The sequence below is a fragment of the Brevibacillus invocatus genome (genome assembly GCF_003710915.1).
Lineage (GTDB): Bacteria > Bacillota > Bacilli > Brevibacillales > Brevibacillaceae > Brevibacillus > Brevibacillus invocatus.
Genome location: NZ_RHHR01000039.1, coordinates 19,134 through 34,339, shown reverse-complemented (window position 1 = coordinate 34,339; position 15,206 = coordinate 19,134). Strand labels below are relative to the sequence as shown.

General features: G+C 49.9%; 18 protein-coding genes, 1 riboswitch and 1 other annotated feature. Of the genes, 9 read left to right on the top strand and 9 right to left on the bottom strand.

Translation table 11 applies throughout. The features are described from left to right. Positions 1-24: 24 nt before the first annotated feature. Entirely contained in the window at positions 25-1,389 is a 1,365-nt protein-coding gene (locus tag EDM52_RS19235; RefSeq protein WP_122910593.1) for a putrescine aminotransferase, read from the bottom strand. A 317-nt stretch (positions 1,390-1,706) separates the two neighbouring features. On the opposite strand from EDM52_RS19235, the gene EDM52_RS19230 reads away from it, so the two are divergent. From EDM52_RS19230 to EDM52_RS19220, 3 genes are all read left to right on the top strand, one after another. Next, positions 1,707-2,291: a DoxX family membrane protein gene (locus EDM52_RS19230; protein WP_245997145.1), complete on the top strand. Its 585-nt coding sequence runs from the start codon at positions 1,707-1,709 to the stop codon at positions 2,289-2,291. 303 nt (positions 2,292-2,594) lie between these two features. Beyond that, positions 2,595-3,179, top strand: coding sequence for a suppressor of fused domain protein (locus EDM52_RS19225; protein ID WP_245997142.1), 585 nt, complete (start codon positions 2,595-2,597; stop codon positions 3,177-3,179). 128 nt (positions 3,180-3,307) lie between these two features. Continuing rightward, positions 3,308-3,745 (top strand): Dps family protein, encoded by a 438-nt coding sequence (locus tag EDM52_RS19220; RefSeq protein ID WP_122910565.1) that lies wholly within the window; start codon positions 3,308-3,310, stop codon positions 3,743-3,745. A 140-nt stretch (positions 3,746-3,885) separates the two neighbouring features. Here EDM52_RS19220 and EDM52_RS19215 read toward each other — a convergent pair whose 3' ends face one another. Next, positions 3,886-4,347, bottom strand: coding sequence for a hypothetical protein (locus tag EDM52_RS19215; RefSeq protein ID WP_122910591.1), 462 nt, complete (start codon positions 4,345-4,347; stop codon positions 3,886-3,888). A gap of 199 nt (positions 4,348-4,546) precedes the next feature. Here EDM52_RS19215 and EDM52_RS19210 point away from each other — a divergent pair, with 199 nt between their 5' ends. From EDM52_RS19210 to EDM52_RS19200, 3 genes are all read left to right on the top strand, one after another. Beyond that, the gene (locus EDM52_RS19210; RefSeq protein WP_122910564.1) at positions 4,547-4,990 is read left to right on the top strand and encodes a helix-turn-helix domain-containing protein; all 444 of its coding nucleotides are present in this window, start codon (positions 4,547-4,549) and stop codon (positions 4,988-4,990) included. A 118-nt stretch (positions 4,991-5,108) separates the two neighbouring features. Then, positions 5,109-5,639 carry an ImmA/IrrE family metallo-endopeptidase gene (locus tag EDM52_RS19205; RefSeq protein ID WP_245997140.1) on the top strand — a complete coding sequence of 177 codons (531 nt, stop codon included), beginning with the start codon at positions 5,109-5,111 and terminating at the stop codon, positions 5,637-5,639. 31 nt (positions 5,640-5,670) lie between these two features. Next, a complete protein-coding gene (locus tag EDM52_RS19200; protein ID WP_122910563.1) occupies positions 5,671-6,087 on the top strand; it encodes a LexA family transcriptional regulator in 417 nt (138 codons plus the stop codon). A gap of 3 nt (positions 6,088-6,090) precedes the next feature. On the opposite strand, the gene EDM52_RS19195 is transcribed toward EDM52_RS19200, so the two are convergent. Both EDM52_RS19195 and EDM52_RS19190 read right to left on the bottom strand, forming a co-directional pair. Then, the gene (locus EDM52_RS19195; RefSeq protein WP_122910562.1) at positions 6,091-6,831 is read right to left on the bottom strand and encodes an alpha/beta fold hydrolase; all 741 of its coding nucleotides are present in this window, start codon (positions 6,829-6,831) and stop codon (positions 6,091-6,093) included. Between the two features lie 102 nt (positions 6,832-6,933). Continuing rightward, on the bottom strand, positions 6,934-7,497 hold the full coding sequence (locus EDM52_RS19190; protein WP_122910589.1) for a CGNR zinc finger domain-containing protein: 564 nt from the start codon (positions 7,495-7,497) through the stop codon (positions 6,934-6,936). Positions 7,498-7,662: 165 nt separating this feature from the next. Here EDM52_RS19190 and EDM52_RS19185 point away from each other — a divergent pair, with 165 nt between their 5' ends. From EDM52_RS19185 to EDM52_RS19175, 3 genes are all read left to right on the top strand, one after another. Beyond that, a complete protein-coding gene (locus EDM52_RS19185; protein WP_122910561.1) occupies positions 7,663-8,151 on the top strand; it encodes a DinB family protein in 489 nt (162 codons plus the stop codon). 63 nt (positions 8,152-8,214) lie between these two features. After that, a complete protein-coding gene (locus EDM52_RS19180; protein WP_122910560.1) occupies positions 8,215-8,568 on the top strand; it encodes a VOC family protein in 354 nt (117 codons plus the stop codon). Positions 8,569-8,712: 144 nt separating this feature from the next. After that, a riboswitch (Lysine riboswitch) is annotated at positions 8,713-8,901 on the top strand. Positions 8,902-9,019: 118 nt separating this feature from the next. Next, on the top strand, positions 9,020-10,456 hold the full coding sequence (locus EDM52_RS19175) for an amino acid permease (RefSeq protein ID WP_122910588.1): 1,437 nt from the start codon (positions 9,020-9,022) through the stop codon (positions 10,454-10,456). Positions 10,457-10,637: 181 nt separating this feature from the next. Here EDM52_RS19175 and EDM52_RS19170 read toward each other — a convergent pair whose 3' ends face one another. The 5 genes from EDM52_RS19170 to EDM52_RS19145 form a co-directional block, all read right to left on the bottom strand. Next, positions 10,638-11,795, bottom strand: a complete 1,158-nt coding sequence (locus EDM52_RS19170; protein ID WP_122910559.1) for a cation:proton antiporter — start codon at positions 11,793-11,795, stop codon at positions 10,638-10,640. A gap of 382 nt (positions 11,796-12,177) precedes the next feature. Continuing rightward, on the bottom strand, positions 12,178-12,813 hold the full coding sequence (locus EDM52_RS19160) for an aminoglycoside phosphotransferase family protein (protein ID WP_183185196.1): 636 nt from the start codon (positions 12,811-12,813) through the stop codon (positions 12,178-12,180). After that, entirely contained in the window at positions 12,794-13,087 is a 294-nt protein-coding gene (locus EDM52_RS19155; RefSeq protein ID WP_122910557.1) for a hypothetical protein, read from the bottom strand. Before EDM52_RS19155 ends, EDM52_RS19160 begins: the two co-directional genes overlap by 20 nt. Before the next feature lie 23 nt (positions 13,088-13,110). Then, complete coding sequence (locus tag EDM52_RS19150) at positions 13,111-14,289, bottom strand: aminotransferase (RefSeq protein ID WP_122910556.1); 1,179 nt, start codon at positions 14,287-14,289, stop codon at positions 13,111-13,113. Beyond that, positions 14,286-14,786, bottom strand: coding sequence for an Lrp/AsnC family transcriptional regulator (locus EDM52_RS19145; protein ID WP_122910587.1), 501 nt, complete (start codon positions 14,784-14,786; stop codon positions 14,286-14,288). The genes EDM52_RS19150 and EDM52_RS19145 overlap by 4 nt, the downstream gene beginning before the upstream one ends. 74 nt (positions 14,787-14,860) lie before the next feature. Further along, positions 14,861-15,118 (bottom strand) — a binding site (T-box leader). Between the last annotated feature and the right edge of the window lie 88 nt (positions 15,119-15,206).

Here is a 15,206-nt window from a genome sequence, read left to right as displayed (position 1 = left end):
GCCTCCTTTCTCGCACGCTCCTGATTAACGGGCTACTTTCATTTCTTTCGCCAGCTGGGCAATCCCTTCCTCGATGCAGGCAAGCACGTAATCCAGTTGCTCGTAGCTGATTACGGCTGGCGGCTCAATCCGGATGACGGTCGCGTTGTTGATCGTACCGCCGACGAGAATTTTCTTGATGAACAGCATTTTGGCCAGCGTATAGCCCAGGCTGTTGTTGGCGAATTCCATGCCGATCAGCAAGCCTTTGCCGCGTACCGCAACCAGTACTTCTGGGTACTGCTGCTTGATTTCATCCAAGCGCTGCATGATGTAATCGCCTTTTTCCTTGGCCACTTGCGGAATGTTGTCTTCGAGAATCGTCTTGATTCCCGCGATCGCTCCCGCGCAGCACAGCGGATTTCCACCAAAGGTGGATGAACCTAACAGGAAGGGGTTCTCTTCCATTTTGCCCCACCATTTTTTCTTTGCGACCATCGCGGCAATCGGCATCACGCCACCGCCGAACGCCTTGCCCAACGTCATGATGTCCGGTACGACATTCCAGTGATCGACACCAAACATGGTGCCTGTGCGTCCCATCCCCGTCTGTACTTCATCGACGATCAAGAGGCATTCGTAACTGTCGCAAATCTCGCGCAGACGAGGCAGGAAATCATCAGGTGGAATGTTGACGCCGCCTTCTCCCTGAATCGGTTCCACGATGACTCCTGCGACGGTCTCTCCAGTCGCGATCAGCATGCGAATCGCCTGATCGACCGCATCGGCATCGCCGTATGGAACGTGCTGGAATCCGGGAACAAGTGGCGAGTATGGCTCGCGGAACGTCGATTTGCCAGACGCGGACAATGAGCCCATCGTTTTGCCGTGGAAGCCTCGCTCCATCGAAATAAAGTATTTCTTCCCTGTCGCCAAACGAGCCAGCTTCAAGGCCATTTCATTTGCTTCCGTACCACAATTGACCAGATAGGTGTGCTGCAGATCCCCTGGTGTAATGGCTGCGACCAGCTTGGATAGGTAGCCGCGCAGAGGATCGACCATCTCCTGACTGTGCAGGGCGTAGCGCTTGAGCTGTGCTTCAACCGCCCTGACTACATTGGGATGGCGATGGCCCAACAGATAGACGCCGTAGCCGCCGAGACAATCGACGTACTCGTCGCCCATCGTGTCGCGAAATACGGCTCCTTCATCCTCCCACTCTACGACGGAGAAGTCGGTAGAGACGGATTTGCGGTGTGTCAGGATCGCCTTGGTTACGTGATTGGTGAAGTTCTCCACGGAATCTGAAACGATTTTTTTCTTCTGTTCAATCGTAAGCGTCTCGCTCTCAATCAATTCCAGCATCTCTGTTGCCATAGCCAGCGACTCTTCACGGGATTTATGATGCATCATATCCACCTTCCTTGGTCTCTATTTTCATTCTTTTATCAAAGCAAGAACGATGCCATCCGCAATGGACCCAGAGAAGTGCGGAAAAAGCATAGAAACGCGAGAAAAATGGACTTCAAATGAGAATCTTTTCTCAAAATTGAGAACGAACATGCATGTAGAAGAAATACCGTTAACACGTTACTAATAGTGTCAATGAACGACTCGTGAACTTCTGCTCCAAACTACACCGATATGCCGACCTTTATGATACGATTAACTGGAATTAATATCCTCATCAGGATAATGATTCAATCCATATTAAGGAGGAATGGGGTATGCAGAAAATGCGTCAATCATCGAAAAGTGAAATCATTATTCCTGAAAATCCTGTTTCACATTTCCTGTTTACCAGCACCAAATCGGCTTGGCTTTGGCTGCTCATCAGGCTGTATGTCGGATATGCCTGGCTCACAGCCGGGTGGAAAAAAGTCCAATCCGATGCCTGGACGGGTGATAAGGCAGGTGAAGCTGTCCAAGGATTCGTGCAAGGATCGCTGGCTAAAGCAGCAGAAGGCAAGGATGTATCCTCCTGGTATGCCTGGTTTTTGGAAAATGCCGTATTGCCCAACGCCAAGCTGTTCGGTTTCATGGTGGCCTACGGAGAAGTGCTTGTCGGCCTGGGCTTGATTCTCGGCCTACTGACAGGAATCGCAGCTTTTTTCGGCGGCTTGATGAACGTCAGCTTTCTTTTCGCAGGGACGGTCAGCACCAATCCGCTGCTCTTTGTTTTTGCCACCTGGCTCGTCATGGCTTGGAAGGTAGCCGGTTGGTACGGCTTGGACCGCTGGGCGCTCTCCTATCTCGGAACGCCATGGACGAGAGCTTCATCCAAAAATCACAGCATGCCTGTCCAGCGATGAGTCCAATATCCTTTGGGCGAGCATACCTCCCCTAGTAGAACAAAAAGAGACTGTCCCCTCAGCTCATTTCTCTTGAGGGACAGCCTCTTGCTCCTTCACACGAAAAGCTTGAAGGATGGCATCTGTAACCTTCTGTTGCTGCTGAATGGATACGTGCATGGTACATTGATTCATTCTGAGTCCTTCTTTCAGGTAAACGTATGTAAACAATGGGCTTTTTGTTATGAATCTCCAAATATGGTATTCAAGCCCTGTTCCGCATTGACGGACAAAGCCAGCTGAGACGAAAACCCTTGGCAAGACATGCAGCCGCAATATTTGGACGCCATCACCTCTGTTTTGGGTCCGGTGAGCAAGTATTACGGGATCGATGGCGGGCACTGGCCACCGAAGGCAATGGTGACGATCGAGAAAGGAAATGTCACCTATGTCGTAACGCTCGGGGTCTCTCTCGTGCCCCAGCCCAAGGTCGAGCAGTATACGGAGACACCGGAACGCTTGCGCAGATTTGAACTTGCTTTTGCATGTGAAACCCACTGGCTGGCCAAAAACGAGAGTCAGCTGCTTGCCTATATAAGCGGACAAACCTCTCTGCCTTGGTCTTATTTGACTTTCCTTGCCCAAGGACACACCATTCCGTGCCAAGAGATCAGTCAGGTGAACAATCTGTTTACTTCGATTCTGCTCGCAAAGCCAGAAAATGCTCCGGCTATTCCTTTTCCGCTCGTGGCGGGTGATCCTGTCAATGTATTATGGATGATACCGATTACTTCCCGGGAACAGCAATTTGCCGAATCAAACGGATCGGAACAGCTGTTTTCAAAGTCAAAAGGAGGTCGCGCGAATGAGTGGATTTTTAACGGGGAGCCCAAGTTTTTGGCGGATTAACGGGATCGATCTGGGCGGGCAATCTAGCCATGCATGTGAAGGAATAAGCGATTTCTATTGACATTTTCCTGAAATAGATTATAATAATTATAAATAAATAATTATTATTAAAAAGGAGAGATTCTACTATGGAAAACAAACTTTTTGAAGCTTTAAATAAACAAATTGCCAACTGGACCGTTCTTTTTACCAAACTTCACAACTACCACTGGTATGTAACAGGTCCTCACTTTTTCACCCTGCATCCGAAATTTGAAGAGTTCTACACCGAAGCGGCTGCCCATATTGACGAATTGGCCGAGCGTGTCCTGACTTTGGGAGGCAAACCTGTAGCCACGCTTTCCGGCAGTTTGAAAGTTGCCAGCATCGCCGAAGCGACTGGTGAAGAAACGGCCGAACAAATGGTGCAAAGCCTGGTCAACGATTTCTCCACCATGGTGGAAGAGCTGAAACAAGCGATGGAAATTGCCGATCAGGCCGATGATGAAGAAACGTATGACATGCTCTTGGCCATCCGAGGTGGACTGGAAAAACACAACTGGATGCTCAAAGCATTCTTGCAATAACCTTCTCATCAGAAAACTTGGCTACGCCAATCTTTTGGCGTAGCCTTAGTTGTACTTATACTATCTTCCGCTAAACATTGAGCGCTTTAGCGCAAATAAACTTTCTGATCGCCCTTGTTGCGTCTTCTTGAAATCGTTTTTTACAAAGAAAATATCAGCTTTCTTCCTGACTTTTCGACTTTCACTTGCGGGAGCAGCTTCAACGTTTTTTGAACGCCGATGTAGGGACTGGAAAACTCGACACCGTGCCGCTCTTTCAATACATCACATAATTCTCCCAATGACATCGGAGACATGTGCTCCCCCAAGATTTCCTTGATTTGCTCCGCTACGATCTGATAATCGTGGCGAATATGCGCCTTTCGCACCTTTATCCGTTGGAGGACATCTGCTGGAATTTCTTCCGCTGCCGCCGCTGCCTCATCTGCATATTCGCTTGCGCCCATTCCTTCTTCCGAATCTAATTCACGAATTCTCATCAGCAGCTGCTTGATGTCGGCACCGAGTTGCTTGTCCTGATCTACATATTGCCTGCGTAGTACCATTCGTTGGTCCAGTAGTGCCTGTAATGTCATCTGCAACGCTTTCCGTTCGTTAAACATTGCGTTGTTCCCCTTTTTGATGAAGTGTACTTTGACATAATCATAATCTATTTGCAAGTCTTTTTTCTACTTTTCAATGACAATTTCCTCCTTCTTTTCTCTCTTCAAGGATCCGTTCCGTTTGCTCTTCTTTTCTTCCTTTTTTCCACATGCTTCGGTACAATATGCTTGTAGATCCACAGAAAGGACTGGCGCACACATGCTAGCGCAGCGATTACGTGCAGCCCGCAAGGCACAAGGACTGACACAGGAGGATTTGGCAGAGCGGGTGTCGACGACCAAAGCCACCATCAGCAATTATGAGAATAACCACAGCACTCCCTCCAATGAGATGCTGATGAATTTGGCTACTGTCCTGCACATCTCAATCGACTGGTTGTTAGGTCGCACGGATGAGAACATCTTCTATGCTCCAGCCGTTCCCGCACAGCGCCGTTCGCTGGACGAGCTTCTGCAAGAAAAGATAGAAGACCCGGACGACTATTTCTTTCTAGACGGGTATCTGGACGCTTCTGCAGAAGAAAAAAAAGAAATCCGGCGATATTGGTACAACCTGAAGAAGCAATGGAAAGAGCACAAGGTAAAAGAATCTCGCCCACCTTCTCTCTTTGAAATCACCGAAGATTTGAAAAAGCGGGATTAAGAATTTCCTTTGCTTTTTTGTGCAAATAAGTAAAATATAGGTATACACCCCCAGCAGCTGGGGTTTTCTTTTTCAAGAATACACGAACATTCGTTCTCTTTGTTGGAGAATTCAAGGGGTGATCAGAATCGAATCCATTTTGAAAAAGATCAGCGAACCGCAAACCTGGCTGGAGGATCGGGTGTATCTCCTCTTGCAGCATCATGGGATCCGAACGCCAGAGCAAATAGACCTGCATCAGCTATGTTCCACCTATAGAATTGAAATCCAGATGATCAATGGGCGAAGTCGAACACACGCCCATCCGATTTATCCAAATCGCTCTATCATCGCCATCGATGAACGGCTGGAAGCTGCCGAGCAACGGGTCAAAATCGCACATGAATGGGGACATCTACTCTTGCATGAAGGCATTCAGCCACAAAACACCGAGTGGATGATCGAATGGCAGGAAGCACAAGCCAATCACTTCGCTGAGCATGTGCTGATGCCATTTTACATGGTTGGCCCTCTACTCATCGGAGTGCCTCGCTACGATGCCCACCACTATCTTGCTCAGCTTTTTCACGTCCCGCTTCCCTTGGCCAAACAACGCTATGATCGCTTTCTTGCCCGGATGCACGACAAGGGCTTCCCCGTCTATATGTAGCCACACTAACAAACAGAAAAAGGGAGATAGGATGAAGCACGTATTTGTTGCCGGCGATGCATACAGCTCGCACTTTTTCGAGATGAACATCGAAGCAGATGAACAGCTCTCCCTCTCGTCCTTCCTGCTGGTTGCCAGCTATCATGTGGCGCGCTTTGCCCTGATCATGCGGGACGATGGATTGCAGGGACTAGGAATCATGCCAGGTGATGCGCTCTTGATCGCAGACCATTCCCTGGAACCCGTCAAGGACAGGCCTGTCCTCATCAGACGAGAAGGAGAATTCATCGTTCGGATTGCTACAGATGTGAATCCGCATGAATGTACATTTACCACGACTCGTGCAGGAGATGCAGCGATTCTTTTGCCTTCTGAGAACATTCGCATCACCGGTGTGGTCTCCGGAATCATCTTCAATCCGGTCCTGCATGCGGCGAAGCAGTGGTAAGTCTCAACGCAAATGGGAGAGCAGCATCCACTGCTCCAGCGCTGCCGCTGTCTGCTGCCACTGCTCCTGGGGCGTAATGGCGGCTGGATGATCCCCTTCCTGTACCCCGTAGCTGCCAAACTGAGCGTGGTTCCCTCCTTCGATACTCATGTATACGGTCTCTTCGGGCAAGTACGTCTTGCCCTTTTCGTAATGCTCCCGATTGACGATGCCATCCCGCGAGCCCAGCAAGGAGAGTACCGGCAATTCTGTCTCACGGAGATCTCCTTTGCGATCGGGATAGGCTCCCAGGAAAAAAACACCTTCAAACCGATCCGGGTGCAGCGAAGCATAGCGGCTTGCCATCGCCCCACCAAGGGAGTGACCTCCGATGACGAACGACTGATTCGGCAGATTTTTGATCAACTGATCCGCTCGCTGAAAATCGGTAACAGCCAGTTGAAACGGCATCCGTGCGATGAACACCCGGTGACCGTACCCGGCCAGAAGTCTTGCCAAAGGTGCATAGCTCTCTGATTTGACCCTTGCACCCGGATAAAGAATAATCGCTGGATCGTAGTTTTTTCCTCCCTCTAAAATGATCCACTCTCCTGTATCCGTGACAGTGATACCTTCTCCTCCCTGCATGGCTTGCATCGCCGCTTCCTCAACCGGGTATGGACGCAGATACCAGATGGCTAGGCAAGCCGCAACAAGCAAGACCAGGATCAGCCCCTGCACCCATCGCCGCCGAAATCGACTCATCGTCATCCCTCATTTCCGTGCTGCTCGTATACTTTGAATGGCCTTCTTCTCTTATTTTGATCGCTATTTGAACAGTTCAAGCAAAAAAGGGGGAAGCGATCTTTACGCTTCCCCCTTTTCTTTTTGTCGCTCGCGAAAGCGGCGCACTTTCATCAGGTTGCCGCATGCCTTGTCATCGCACCAGCGGCGGACCCGGTTGCGGCTTTCGTCGTAGTATACCCATTGGCAATCCTGATTGTCACATATTTTCAGCCTGCGCTTCTCCTGGTGAACGAGGAGATCGGCAAAGGATTCCACGATCCGTGCCATGACCAGATTCCAGCCCATGGTGTCGCTCACCTGCTCCAGCCGGTACTCATTCTCCCGCAGCTCAATCCGTTGATGCGACGGAGCCATCGCCATCACCCGGTTCAGCTCCGCCAAGTCTTCGGAAGTGATGTCTTCTCCCCTCGCTACTGCCTCCACCATCCGCCGCAGGGATATGCGAAGCTCCACTAGTTCCGCGATCTGGGGATCATCTGTAGAATGCGGTAATGGAGCCTGCAGTCCCCATGCTTCCAAAAAGGACTGAAGCCACTCTGTCTTTCTCAGCCTGTCCTCCCTGCGTCCGGAACCACGCCAATCACGCCAGTCACTGTTCAAAAAATCAATGCATAGACTCTCCATTTGAGTTCCCCCATCCCACTCCATAGACCCATTTTCCTTTTCCTTGCATGATACACCAACAAATGGTATATTCCAATTGTAACCATCAAATATCAATTTAGTGGTTACAATCTCAACTAGTATCTTACCTGTAAACCAGATGCTACACAAATGAGGAGGAGACTGATGAACGTCAAAGAGTTGCTCTTGCATGAATGGACGTGTGCCTATGACCAGGAAGACTGGTATCCGCCATTGCGCGATGCCGTATCCGGTCTCGATGCTGCTCAGGCCAGCTGGAAGCCAGCTGGAGAAGCATGCAATACGATCTGGGAAAACCTGAGCCATCTACTGTTCTACAAAGAACGCTTTTTACAACGCCTGTCTGGTTCGAGATTATCTCCTGAAGACACTTCCAATGAAGACACGTTTGCTCCATCTGGAAGTGCCGATGACAACGACGCCTGGCAAGCCACCCTGCAACGCATGGAGCAAGTAAATCGGGAAATCTTTGATAAACTCTCCTCCTTGACCGAAGAAGAGCTTCATCAAGCCCTGCCTACGCATTCCATCCTCAAAAGTGCCATGAGTCTGGTCCTGCATGACGCCTTCCACACCGGGCAAATTGTACAGTTGCGCAAACTCCAGGGTTCATGGCCAGCCCAACGCTCTTGAAGGATTTTCCAGAACCTCCCTCGAATATGCAAATAATTAAGTTTTTCGAAGGGAGGATATAGAATGTCTCGAGTTGTTCTCTTTGAGTTGAACAGTCAGGACCCTGAACGGGCTTCCGCTTTTTACTCTGCTGTATTTGGCTGGCAGGTGGCAGCACCACATTGGGGCTATCGCGAGGTCACGACAGGCTCCGATCAAGAAGCGGGAATCAACGGCGGGATAGCACAAGGTCCCCAGGATTACCCCCACGGGACGCGAATCGTCATTGAGGTTGCGTCAATCGATGCGACAATCAAGACCGCAGTCGAGAACGGTGCTCAAATCGTCCGGGATAAAATGGAGTTCGACGCTTTCTATCTCGCCTATCTCGTCGATCCGGTCGGCCTTGGCATCGGCTTGATTCAGCCAAAATTGTAAATCGATTGTAAAGGCATCCTTTCTAGGGTGCCTTTTTCATATTTACTTGAAATATATACATCTGACTAAACACTTGATTTCAATCAAATTTTTTATATACTTTATGAGTAAAATAATTTCATACATGATATCCTCATCTTTCACGATGAGGATAGAGGTCGCGGCTTTTATAGGATTCTGTACGAGATTCAAAAGAGATCCAGGACTACAGATGAGGGAAAAGCTGCCGAAGCCTGCGGTGTATCTTTTGTACAAGCGGGCTGGGGCTGTACCCGAAAGGGACAGAACTGTCACGTTTGCCTGTCTAAGCTAACGTGTTGAGCTATCTTCCGTGAAGGTTTGGTGGGGATTGGATTATACCGCCCTTGGCCAATACTTGGCTAAAGGCGGTTTTTCGTTTCCGACCTTCCTTCCAGAAAAATGTCCCAGCGAAAGGTCGTGTTTCATCATCATGTCGAATCAACAGCAACTCAATCGAGGATTGAAAGCCCGCCACCTGTCGATGATTGCCATCGGCGGCTCCATCGGGACGGGGCTTTTCCTCGCGAGCGGCGGCTCTATTCACTCTGCCGGGCCGGGCGGAGCTTTAGTCGCCTATATAGCCATCAGTATCATGGTTTACTTTTTGATGACCAGTCTGGGAGAGATGGCATCCTTCATGCCAGTTTCAGGCTCCTTCAGTACGTACGCGACCAAGTTCGTCGACCCATCTCTGGGTTTTGCACTGGGCTGGAACTACTGGTACAACTGGGCAATCACGATCGCTGTCGAGCTGTCGGCCGCAGCACTGATCATGAAATACTGGCTGCCTGACGTGCCATCGATGATCTGGAGTGCCTTGTTCCTCCTGCTTATGTTTGGATTGAATCTATTATCTGTAAAAGGGTACGGTGAATCCGAATATTGGTTTGCTTTGATCAAAGTAGTAACGGTCATTCTCTTTATCATTTTTGGGATACTGATGATTTTTGGCATCATGGGCGGTGAAGCAGTCGGATTCGAAAACTTCACCAAAGGAGACGCTCCGTTTAGCGGTGGCTTCATGGCCATGTTGGGGGTCTTTATGATTGCCGGGTTCTCGTTTCAGGGAACAGAGCTGGTCGGTGTCGCGGCAGGGGAAAGTGAAGACCCCGCTCGCAATATCCCGAGAGCCATTCGCCAGATCTTTTGGCGCATCCTGCTTTTTTACATTTTGGCGATCCTGATCATCGGTCTTCTGGTTCCTTACGACAATCCCAATCTGATCAGCGGGGAACTGACCGACATCGCGATCAGTCCATTTACCATCGTTTTTGAAAAAGCTGGCTTTGCCTTTGCAGCGTCTGTCATGAATGCAGTCATTCTCACATCGGTTCTGTCAGCCGGAAACTCGGGGATGTACGCCTCTACACGTATGCTCTGGAATCTGGCGAAGGATGGCAAAGCGCCGAAGATTTTTGCCAAGCTCACACGGAATGGTGTGCCGATCAACTCCCTGATCCTGACCGCATTGATTGGTGCCTTCGCCTTCCTGGCTTCCCTGTTCGGAGATGGTGTCGTCTACGTCTGGCTGTTGAATGCATCCGGGATGTCCGGCTTTATCGCCTGGCTCGGAATTGCTGTCAGCCACTACCGTTTTCGCAAGGCTTACGTCGCTCAAGGACGCGACCTGAGCGAATTGCCTTACCGCGCGAAATGGTTCCCGTTTGGCCCGATCTTTGCTTTCATCATCTGTATGATCGTGATTATCGGACAGAATTACGGAGCGTTCATGGGTGATACGATCGACTGGTACGGCGTTCTTGTATCCTACATCGGACTGCCGCTCTTCCTGATCGTTTGGCTCGGGTATAGATGGGGCAAAAAAACCAAGATCGTATCCTTGGACAAGGTGGATTTCGATCAGTAGAAAAGCTGGGGATGTTCTATGAAAATAAAGTTTTAGACGGAACCCTAAAAATAAACAGCGGAGATCTAAGAGATGAAATCAAAGTCTTAGACTTCCGCTGTTTTTATTGAACGAACAATCCCGTTTGCTGAATAGACAGCAAATAAGCTTCAATCCACTCGTCAAAGCCTTTAGGCGTTATTTAGGCATCGTCATACTCTCGTGTTGCCGTCTGTCCCCGGAAGATAATCTTCAACAGGAAGGGCGTAATCAATGTGGTCAAGATAACCACAATAACCAAAATTGTGAAGTAATCGGGATTCAGCAGCCCGCTCTCCATGCCGATCGTTGCAATGATCAATGCCACTTCCCCGCGCGACACCATGCCTGAACCAATCCCTAAAGAGGAACGTGTCGAAAAACCCGTAAGTCTTGCTCCCAATCCCGAGCCAAGCAGCTTGGTAAGAATAGCAATTACGGACAAAACAGCAATCAACCCTAAGTGTTCGCCAAGTCCTTCAAAGGAAACAGAGAAGCCGACACTAACGAAGAAAATGGGTACAAAAATCGCATAGGCGATTGGTTCCAGCTTATGCTCCACTTCTTCTTTATACTTCGTTTGCGAAATGGCCAATCCAGCCGCAAACGCACCGATTATGCCAGCTACGCCCAACTCTTCAGCGACAAAGGCCAGTAAGAAGCATACGATCAATCCAGCGCTTATAACCGACTCGGTTACACGGAGAGGAGCAAGCCATTTCATAAACCATTTTGCGCCCTTCCAAATCATCAATCCAGCGATAATGAAAAATATAAATTTCTTGCTAATTACAAGCATCAAATTGACTTCTTCGCCGCTATAAATACTCATAACGAACGCAAGAAGAATAACCACGAGAATATCGTCCAGGATCGCGGCTCCCAATATGGTGGTGCTTTCCCGACTATTCAGCATATTGAGTTCCTTTAAGGATTGCACGGATATACTGACTGAGGTTGCCGATAACAGTAAGCCTAAAAAAATGACGTGCGAGGGCTCCATTCCAATCGCTGTACCGACTAAGTAGCCACCTACAAAGGGAAGAATTATTCCACCGATTGCTACGGCTGTTGAAGATTTGAACGAGCGTTTAAGCTCGTCGATGTCTGTCTCCAGTCCGGCAATAAACATCAACAGCAAAACACCGATTTCGCTCAATTCATCAATGATTTCCGAGTTTTCTACCCAGCTGAAAATGGCAGGACCGATGATCACTCCGATGATTAGCTTTCCGACTACGGCCGGCATACCTAATCGAACACTGAGGTCTCCGGCCAGTTTGGTTGCAAGCAAAATGATGAGAATCGTGAAGAAAAACATGTATGCCCTCCCCCTTGCTATTATTGACCGATGTTATTATGCCCAATAAAGACAAAAAGAGCCGGCGATGTGCAAGCTCCTCCATTAAAGAATTTATTCAAGATTAGACAACGGTAGTGTCTGATCCATACTTTATTTATTCCTGGGCGGAATCCGAGGAATTTACAGTAAAAGTCGGTGAATCCATACGCTTCAAGGCGGACCGGCATCATGTGTACCATAACTCTGGGGATTCCATTACCCGTGTAAGCATGGTGATTCACTATCCCCATTAATTTCAATCGTACTTAAGAGCCGGAGTATTGACTAGCATCCATGCAAAAAACACCTGGTCCCTGTCATTCGTGACAGAGCCAGGTGTTTTTCCCCATGTAGGCTACTTCTATGTATGCTTTAATAAAAGCTCAAACCATTCAGCCTGCCGGACGGCGTCTTCCCAGCCTTCTGTATTTTCCCCGAGATGCCACCAAGCTGAGAGGATGGAATGACTGAGTCCCCAAGCCAGCACTCTATCCCGCTGCACATCCAGTCCTTTCACCAGATGCTCGACACGTCTTCGCAGCGTATCCTGTTCATCACCTTTTGGTAGATGATTGCGCAAATAGGCGATGCATTCATACTCTGTCTCCCCGATCACCCCTTTGGGATCAATCGCCAGCCACGGTTCACGGGCAGCTGACAGGATATTTCCGTGATGCAGATCGCCATGCAGCAGCCGGGGCTCTCGAATCGTGGAGATCAGCTTGGCAGACCATGCTTCAGCCAGCTCGACCAGTTTTTCCGGCAAGGGTCCTGTTCCTCCGTGAAAATGCTCGCGCATCCGCCCCAGACCTTCGAACCAGTCTGCAACGGTCGGGAACAACGCTGAGGCTGAGTTGGTTCTACGCAGTCTGCCGAGGACCTCCACCGCAGCCCTCGTCTGTTCTTCCTCCTGCCCTACAGCATCCAGCGTCACGCCAGGCATGACCTTCTCCAGCAGCATAAGGCCCTGGTCGGGATCAGCGTCCAGGAGCCGCACCATTCCCTCTCCTGCGAACATGCTCAGGGCTTCGATCTCGGTATTTGCCTGGCACACCAAGCTTTAGTACGGCTGGCGCACCACCAGGGAGTACGACCGGTGTGACGTAGTTGTAGCTGAGCGTGTAAGGTGTTTCATACTGGATTTCCAGCGCCCACCTGTGTTCACATACCTGGAGTAAAAGGCCGAGCTGTTCCAGCCACTTTTGCCCCTCTTCTCCGTACACCCCGCAGATCGTCTCCGGAAAACGGGGAGGTAACACGATTTTTTCCAATCTTTTCACCTCCCACATGCAGTCTAAGACAATCGGCTTACGAAATGCTCCATTCGATCCAGCGCCTTCTTCAGCTGCTCCATCGAGGTAGCGTACGAGCAGCGGATGTGACCATGACCGCTCTCACCGAACACATCTCCCGGCACCACGGCAACCTTTTCTTCCATCAACAGCTTCTCTGCAAAGTCTGCTGCCGACAGTCCGGTAGGGGCGATCGACGGGAAGGCGTAAAAGGCTCCTTCCGGCTCGTGGCAGTCAAGTCCGATGTGGCGGAATCCGTCTACGACGTAATTACGCCGCTGTCTGTAGCTCTCCACCATCCGCTCCATGTCACTGCGACCGTGACGCAAGGCTTCGAGCGCCGCCATCTGTGCCATCGTCGGGGCACAAAGCATCGTGTACTGATGAATTTTCAGCATCCCTGCGAGCAGCTCCGGCTCGGCACAGACGTAACCGAGACGCCAGCCTGTCATCGCAAAAGCCTTGGAGAAGCCGGAGATCAGGATCGTCCGTTCCTTCATTCCTGGTAAGGCTGCAATGCTGTCATGCATCCGACCGTAGGTGAGCTCTCCGTAGATTTCGTCGGAGATGACGAGCAAATCATTTTTTTGCAGGATCGGCAGCAGTGCTTGCCATTCCTCTGCGCTCATCGTGCTTCCAGTCGGATTGTTCGGATAGCAGAAAATAATCGCTTTGGTGCGTGCTGTAATATGCTTCTCCAGCTCTTCTGGAGTCAGCTTGAACTGGTTCTCCATTTTGGTTTTCAAAAATACGGGCACGCCTCCAGCGAGTCGGATGACCGGTTCATAGGAGACGTAGCACGGTTCTACGACCAGCACCTCGTCGCCCGGGTCCAGGATCGCACGCAAGGCAATGTCGATCGCTTCGCTGGCGCCGACCGTCACGAGAATCTCTTTATCCGGGTGATAGCTGACCGAAAAACGCTCCTCCAGATATTTCGCAATCTCGACTCGCAGCTCCAGCATCCCGGCATTGGAGGTGTAAGCCGTATAGCCACGCTCCAAGGACGAAATCGAAGCCTCTCGCATGCGCCAAGGTGTGACGAAATCAGGCTCCCCGACTCCGAGGGAGATGACGCCTTCCATCGAGGCTGCCAGATCGAAAAATCGGCGGATACCGGACGGCTTCAAGGATGCAACGGTAGATGACAAACGACTTTTGACTGATACTTGTGTACTCACGGCGTTACCACCATTCTGCGATCTTCATCACGATCTTCTAATTCAATGCCATCGTGTTTGTAGCGTTTTAATATAAAATGGGTTGCTGTCGAAATAACGGAATCCAGCGTCGCCAGCTTTTGCGAAACAAACGATGCTACCTCGCGCATGGTCTTTCCTTCCAGCACCACAGAGAGATCATAGCTTGCACCTGACATCAGATACACGGCTTTTACTTCAGGGAAACGGCAGATCCGCTCTGCTACCTCGTCAAAGCCCACATCCCGCTTCGGCGTTACTTTTACATCGATCATCGCATTCACATAGGGATGATCGTCCATGCGTTCCCAGTTGATCAGTGCCGGGTACTTCACGATAATTTTCTCATCTTCCAATGCCGCAATCGCCTTCTCTATCTCTTCTTTTGGCTCTGCCAGCATCTTGCCCAGCTGTTCGGCGTCCTGTCTGCTATCCTCTTCCAGAAGACGCAGCAGTTCCATCTGTTTTTGTCGATCCATTCCCACCACTCCATTCTCTTTTTCAATATAAAAACGCCCCAGCAATCGGTCCGATTCTTTCACTCGGTTCCGATTGCTGAGGCGATCGTTCGCGGTACCACTCAGCTTTTTTGCCCCTTTCACAAGAGACAAACTCGTGCAGTCAAAACGGTCGTGACCGTTTTTGTTGACTGACGCCCGATAACGTGGGCTACTCGCTGCTTTCTACTACGAGATTTCAAAAGCAGTGCTCCAAGGTGGCGTTCAAAAAGAGTTGGCGGCAGCCCTCTCAGCAATCAGGCAGCTCTCTGGTCGTCAAAGCTCTTTTCTACTTTCCTTTTCACGGCAGTTCAGTTTATAGGTTACTCACTTTGTCGAATGACTCAGATTATAGAAAGGTTTTCACTCCTTGTCAACCGACTTCTTTTTTGGATTTGTCCG

What these genes read in the sequence shown, in the direction of transcription:
- EDM52_RS19230 (WP_245997145.1), top strand. Translation starts at nt 1,707, where the DNA reads ATGCAGAAAATGCGTCAATCATCGAAAAGTGAAATCATTATTCCTGAA.
- EDM52_RS19185 (WP_122910561.1), top strand. Translation starts at nt 7,663, where the DNA reads ATGAACGTCAAAGAGTTGCTCTTGCATGAATGGACGTGTGCCTATGAC.
- EDM52_RS19145 (WP_122910587.1), bottom strand. Translation starts at nt 14,786, where the DNA reads ATGGATCGACAAAAACAGATGGAACTGCTGCGTCTTCTGGAAGAGGAT.
- EDM52_RS19215 (WP_122910591.1), bottom strand. Translation starts at nt 4,347, where the DNA reads ATGTTTAACGAACGGAAAGCGTTGCAGATGACATTACAGGCACTACTG.
- EDM52_RS19200 (WP_122910563.1), top strand. Translation starts at nt 5,671, where the DNA reads ATGAAGCACGTATTTGTTGCCGGCGATGCATACAGCTCGCACTTTTTC.
- EDM52_RS19180 (WP_122910560.1), top strand. Translation starts at nt 8,215, where the DNA reads ATGTCTCGAGTTGTTCTCTTTGAGTTGAACAGTCAGGACCCTGAACGG.
- EDM52_RS19195 (WP_122910562.1), bottom strand. Translation starts at nt 6,831, where the DNA reads ATGAGTCGATTTCGGCGGCGATGGGTGCAGGGGCTGATCCTGGTCTTG.
- EDM52_RS19170 (WP_122910559.1), bottom strand. Translation starts at nt 11,795, where the DNA reads ATGTTTTTCTTCACGATTCTCATCATTTTGCTTGCAACCAAACTGGCC.
- EDM52_RS19190 (WP_122910589.1), bottom strand. Translation starts at nt 7,497, where the DNA reads ATGGAGAGTCTATGCATTGATTTTTTGAACAGTGACTGGCGTGATTGG.
- EDM52_RS19210 (WP_122910564.1), top strand. Translation starts at nt 4,547, where the DNA reads ATGCTAGCGCAGCGATTACGTGCAGCCCGCAAGGCACAAGGACTGACA.
- EDM52_RS19235 (WP_122910593.1), bottom strand. Translation starts at nt 1,389, where the DNA reads ATGCATCATAAATCCCGTGAAGAGTCGCTGGCTATGGCAACAGAGATG.
- EDM52_RS19175 (WP_122910588.1), top strand. Translation starts at nt 9,020, where the DNA reads ATGTCGAATCAACAGCAACTCAATCGAGGATTGAAAGCCCGCCACCTG.
- EDM52_RS19225 (WP_245997142.1), top strand. Translation starts at nt 2,595, where the DNA reads ATGCAGCCGCAATATTTGGACGCCATCACCTCTGTTTTGGGTCCGGTG.
- EDM52_RS19220 (WP_122910565.1), top strand. Translation starts at nt 3,308, where the DNA reads ATGGAAAACAAACTTTTTGAAGCTTTAAATAAACAAATTGCCAACTGG.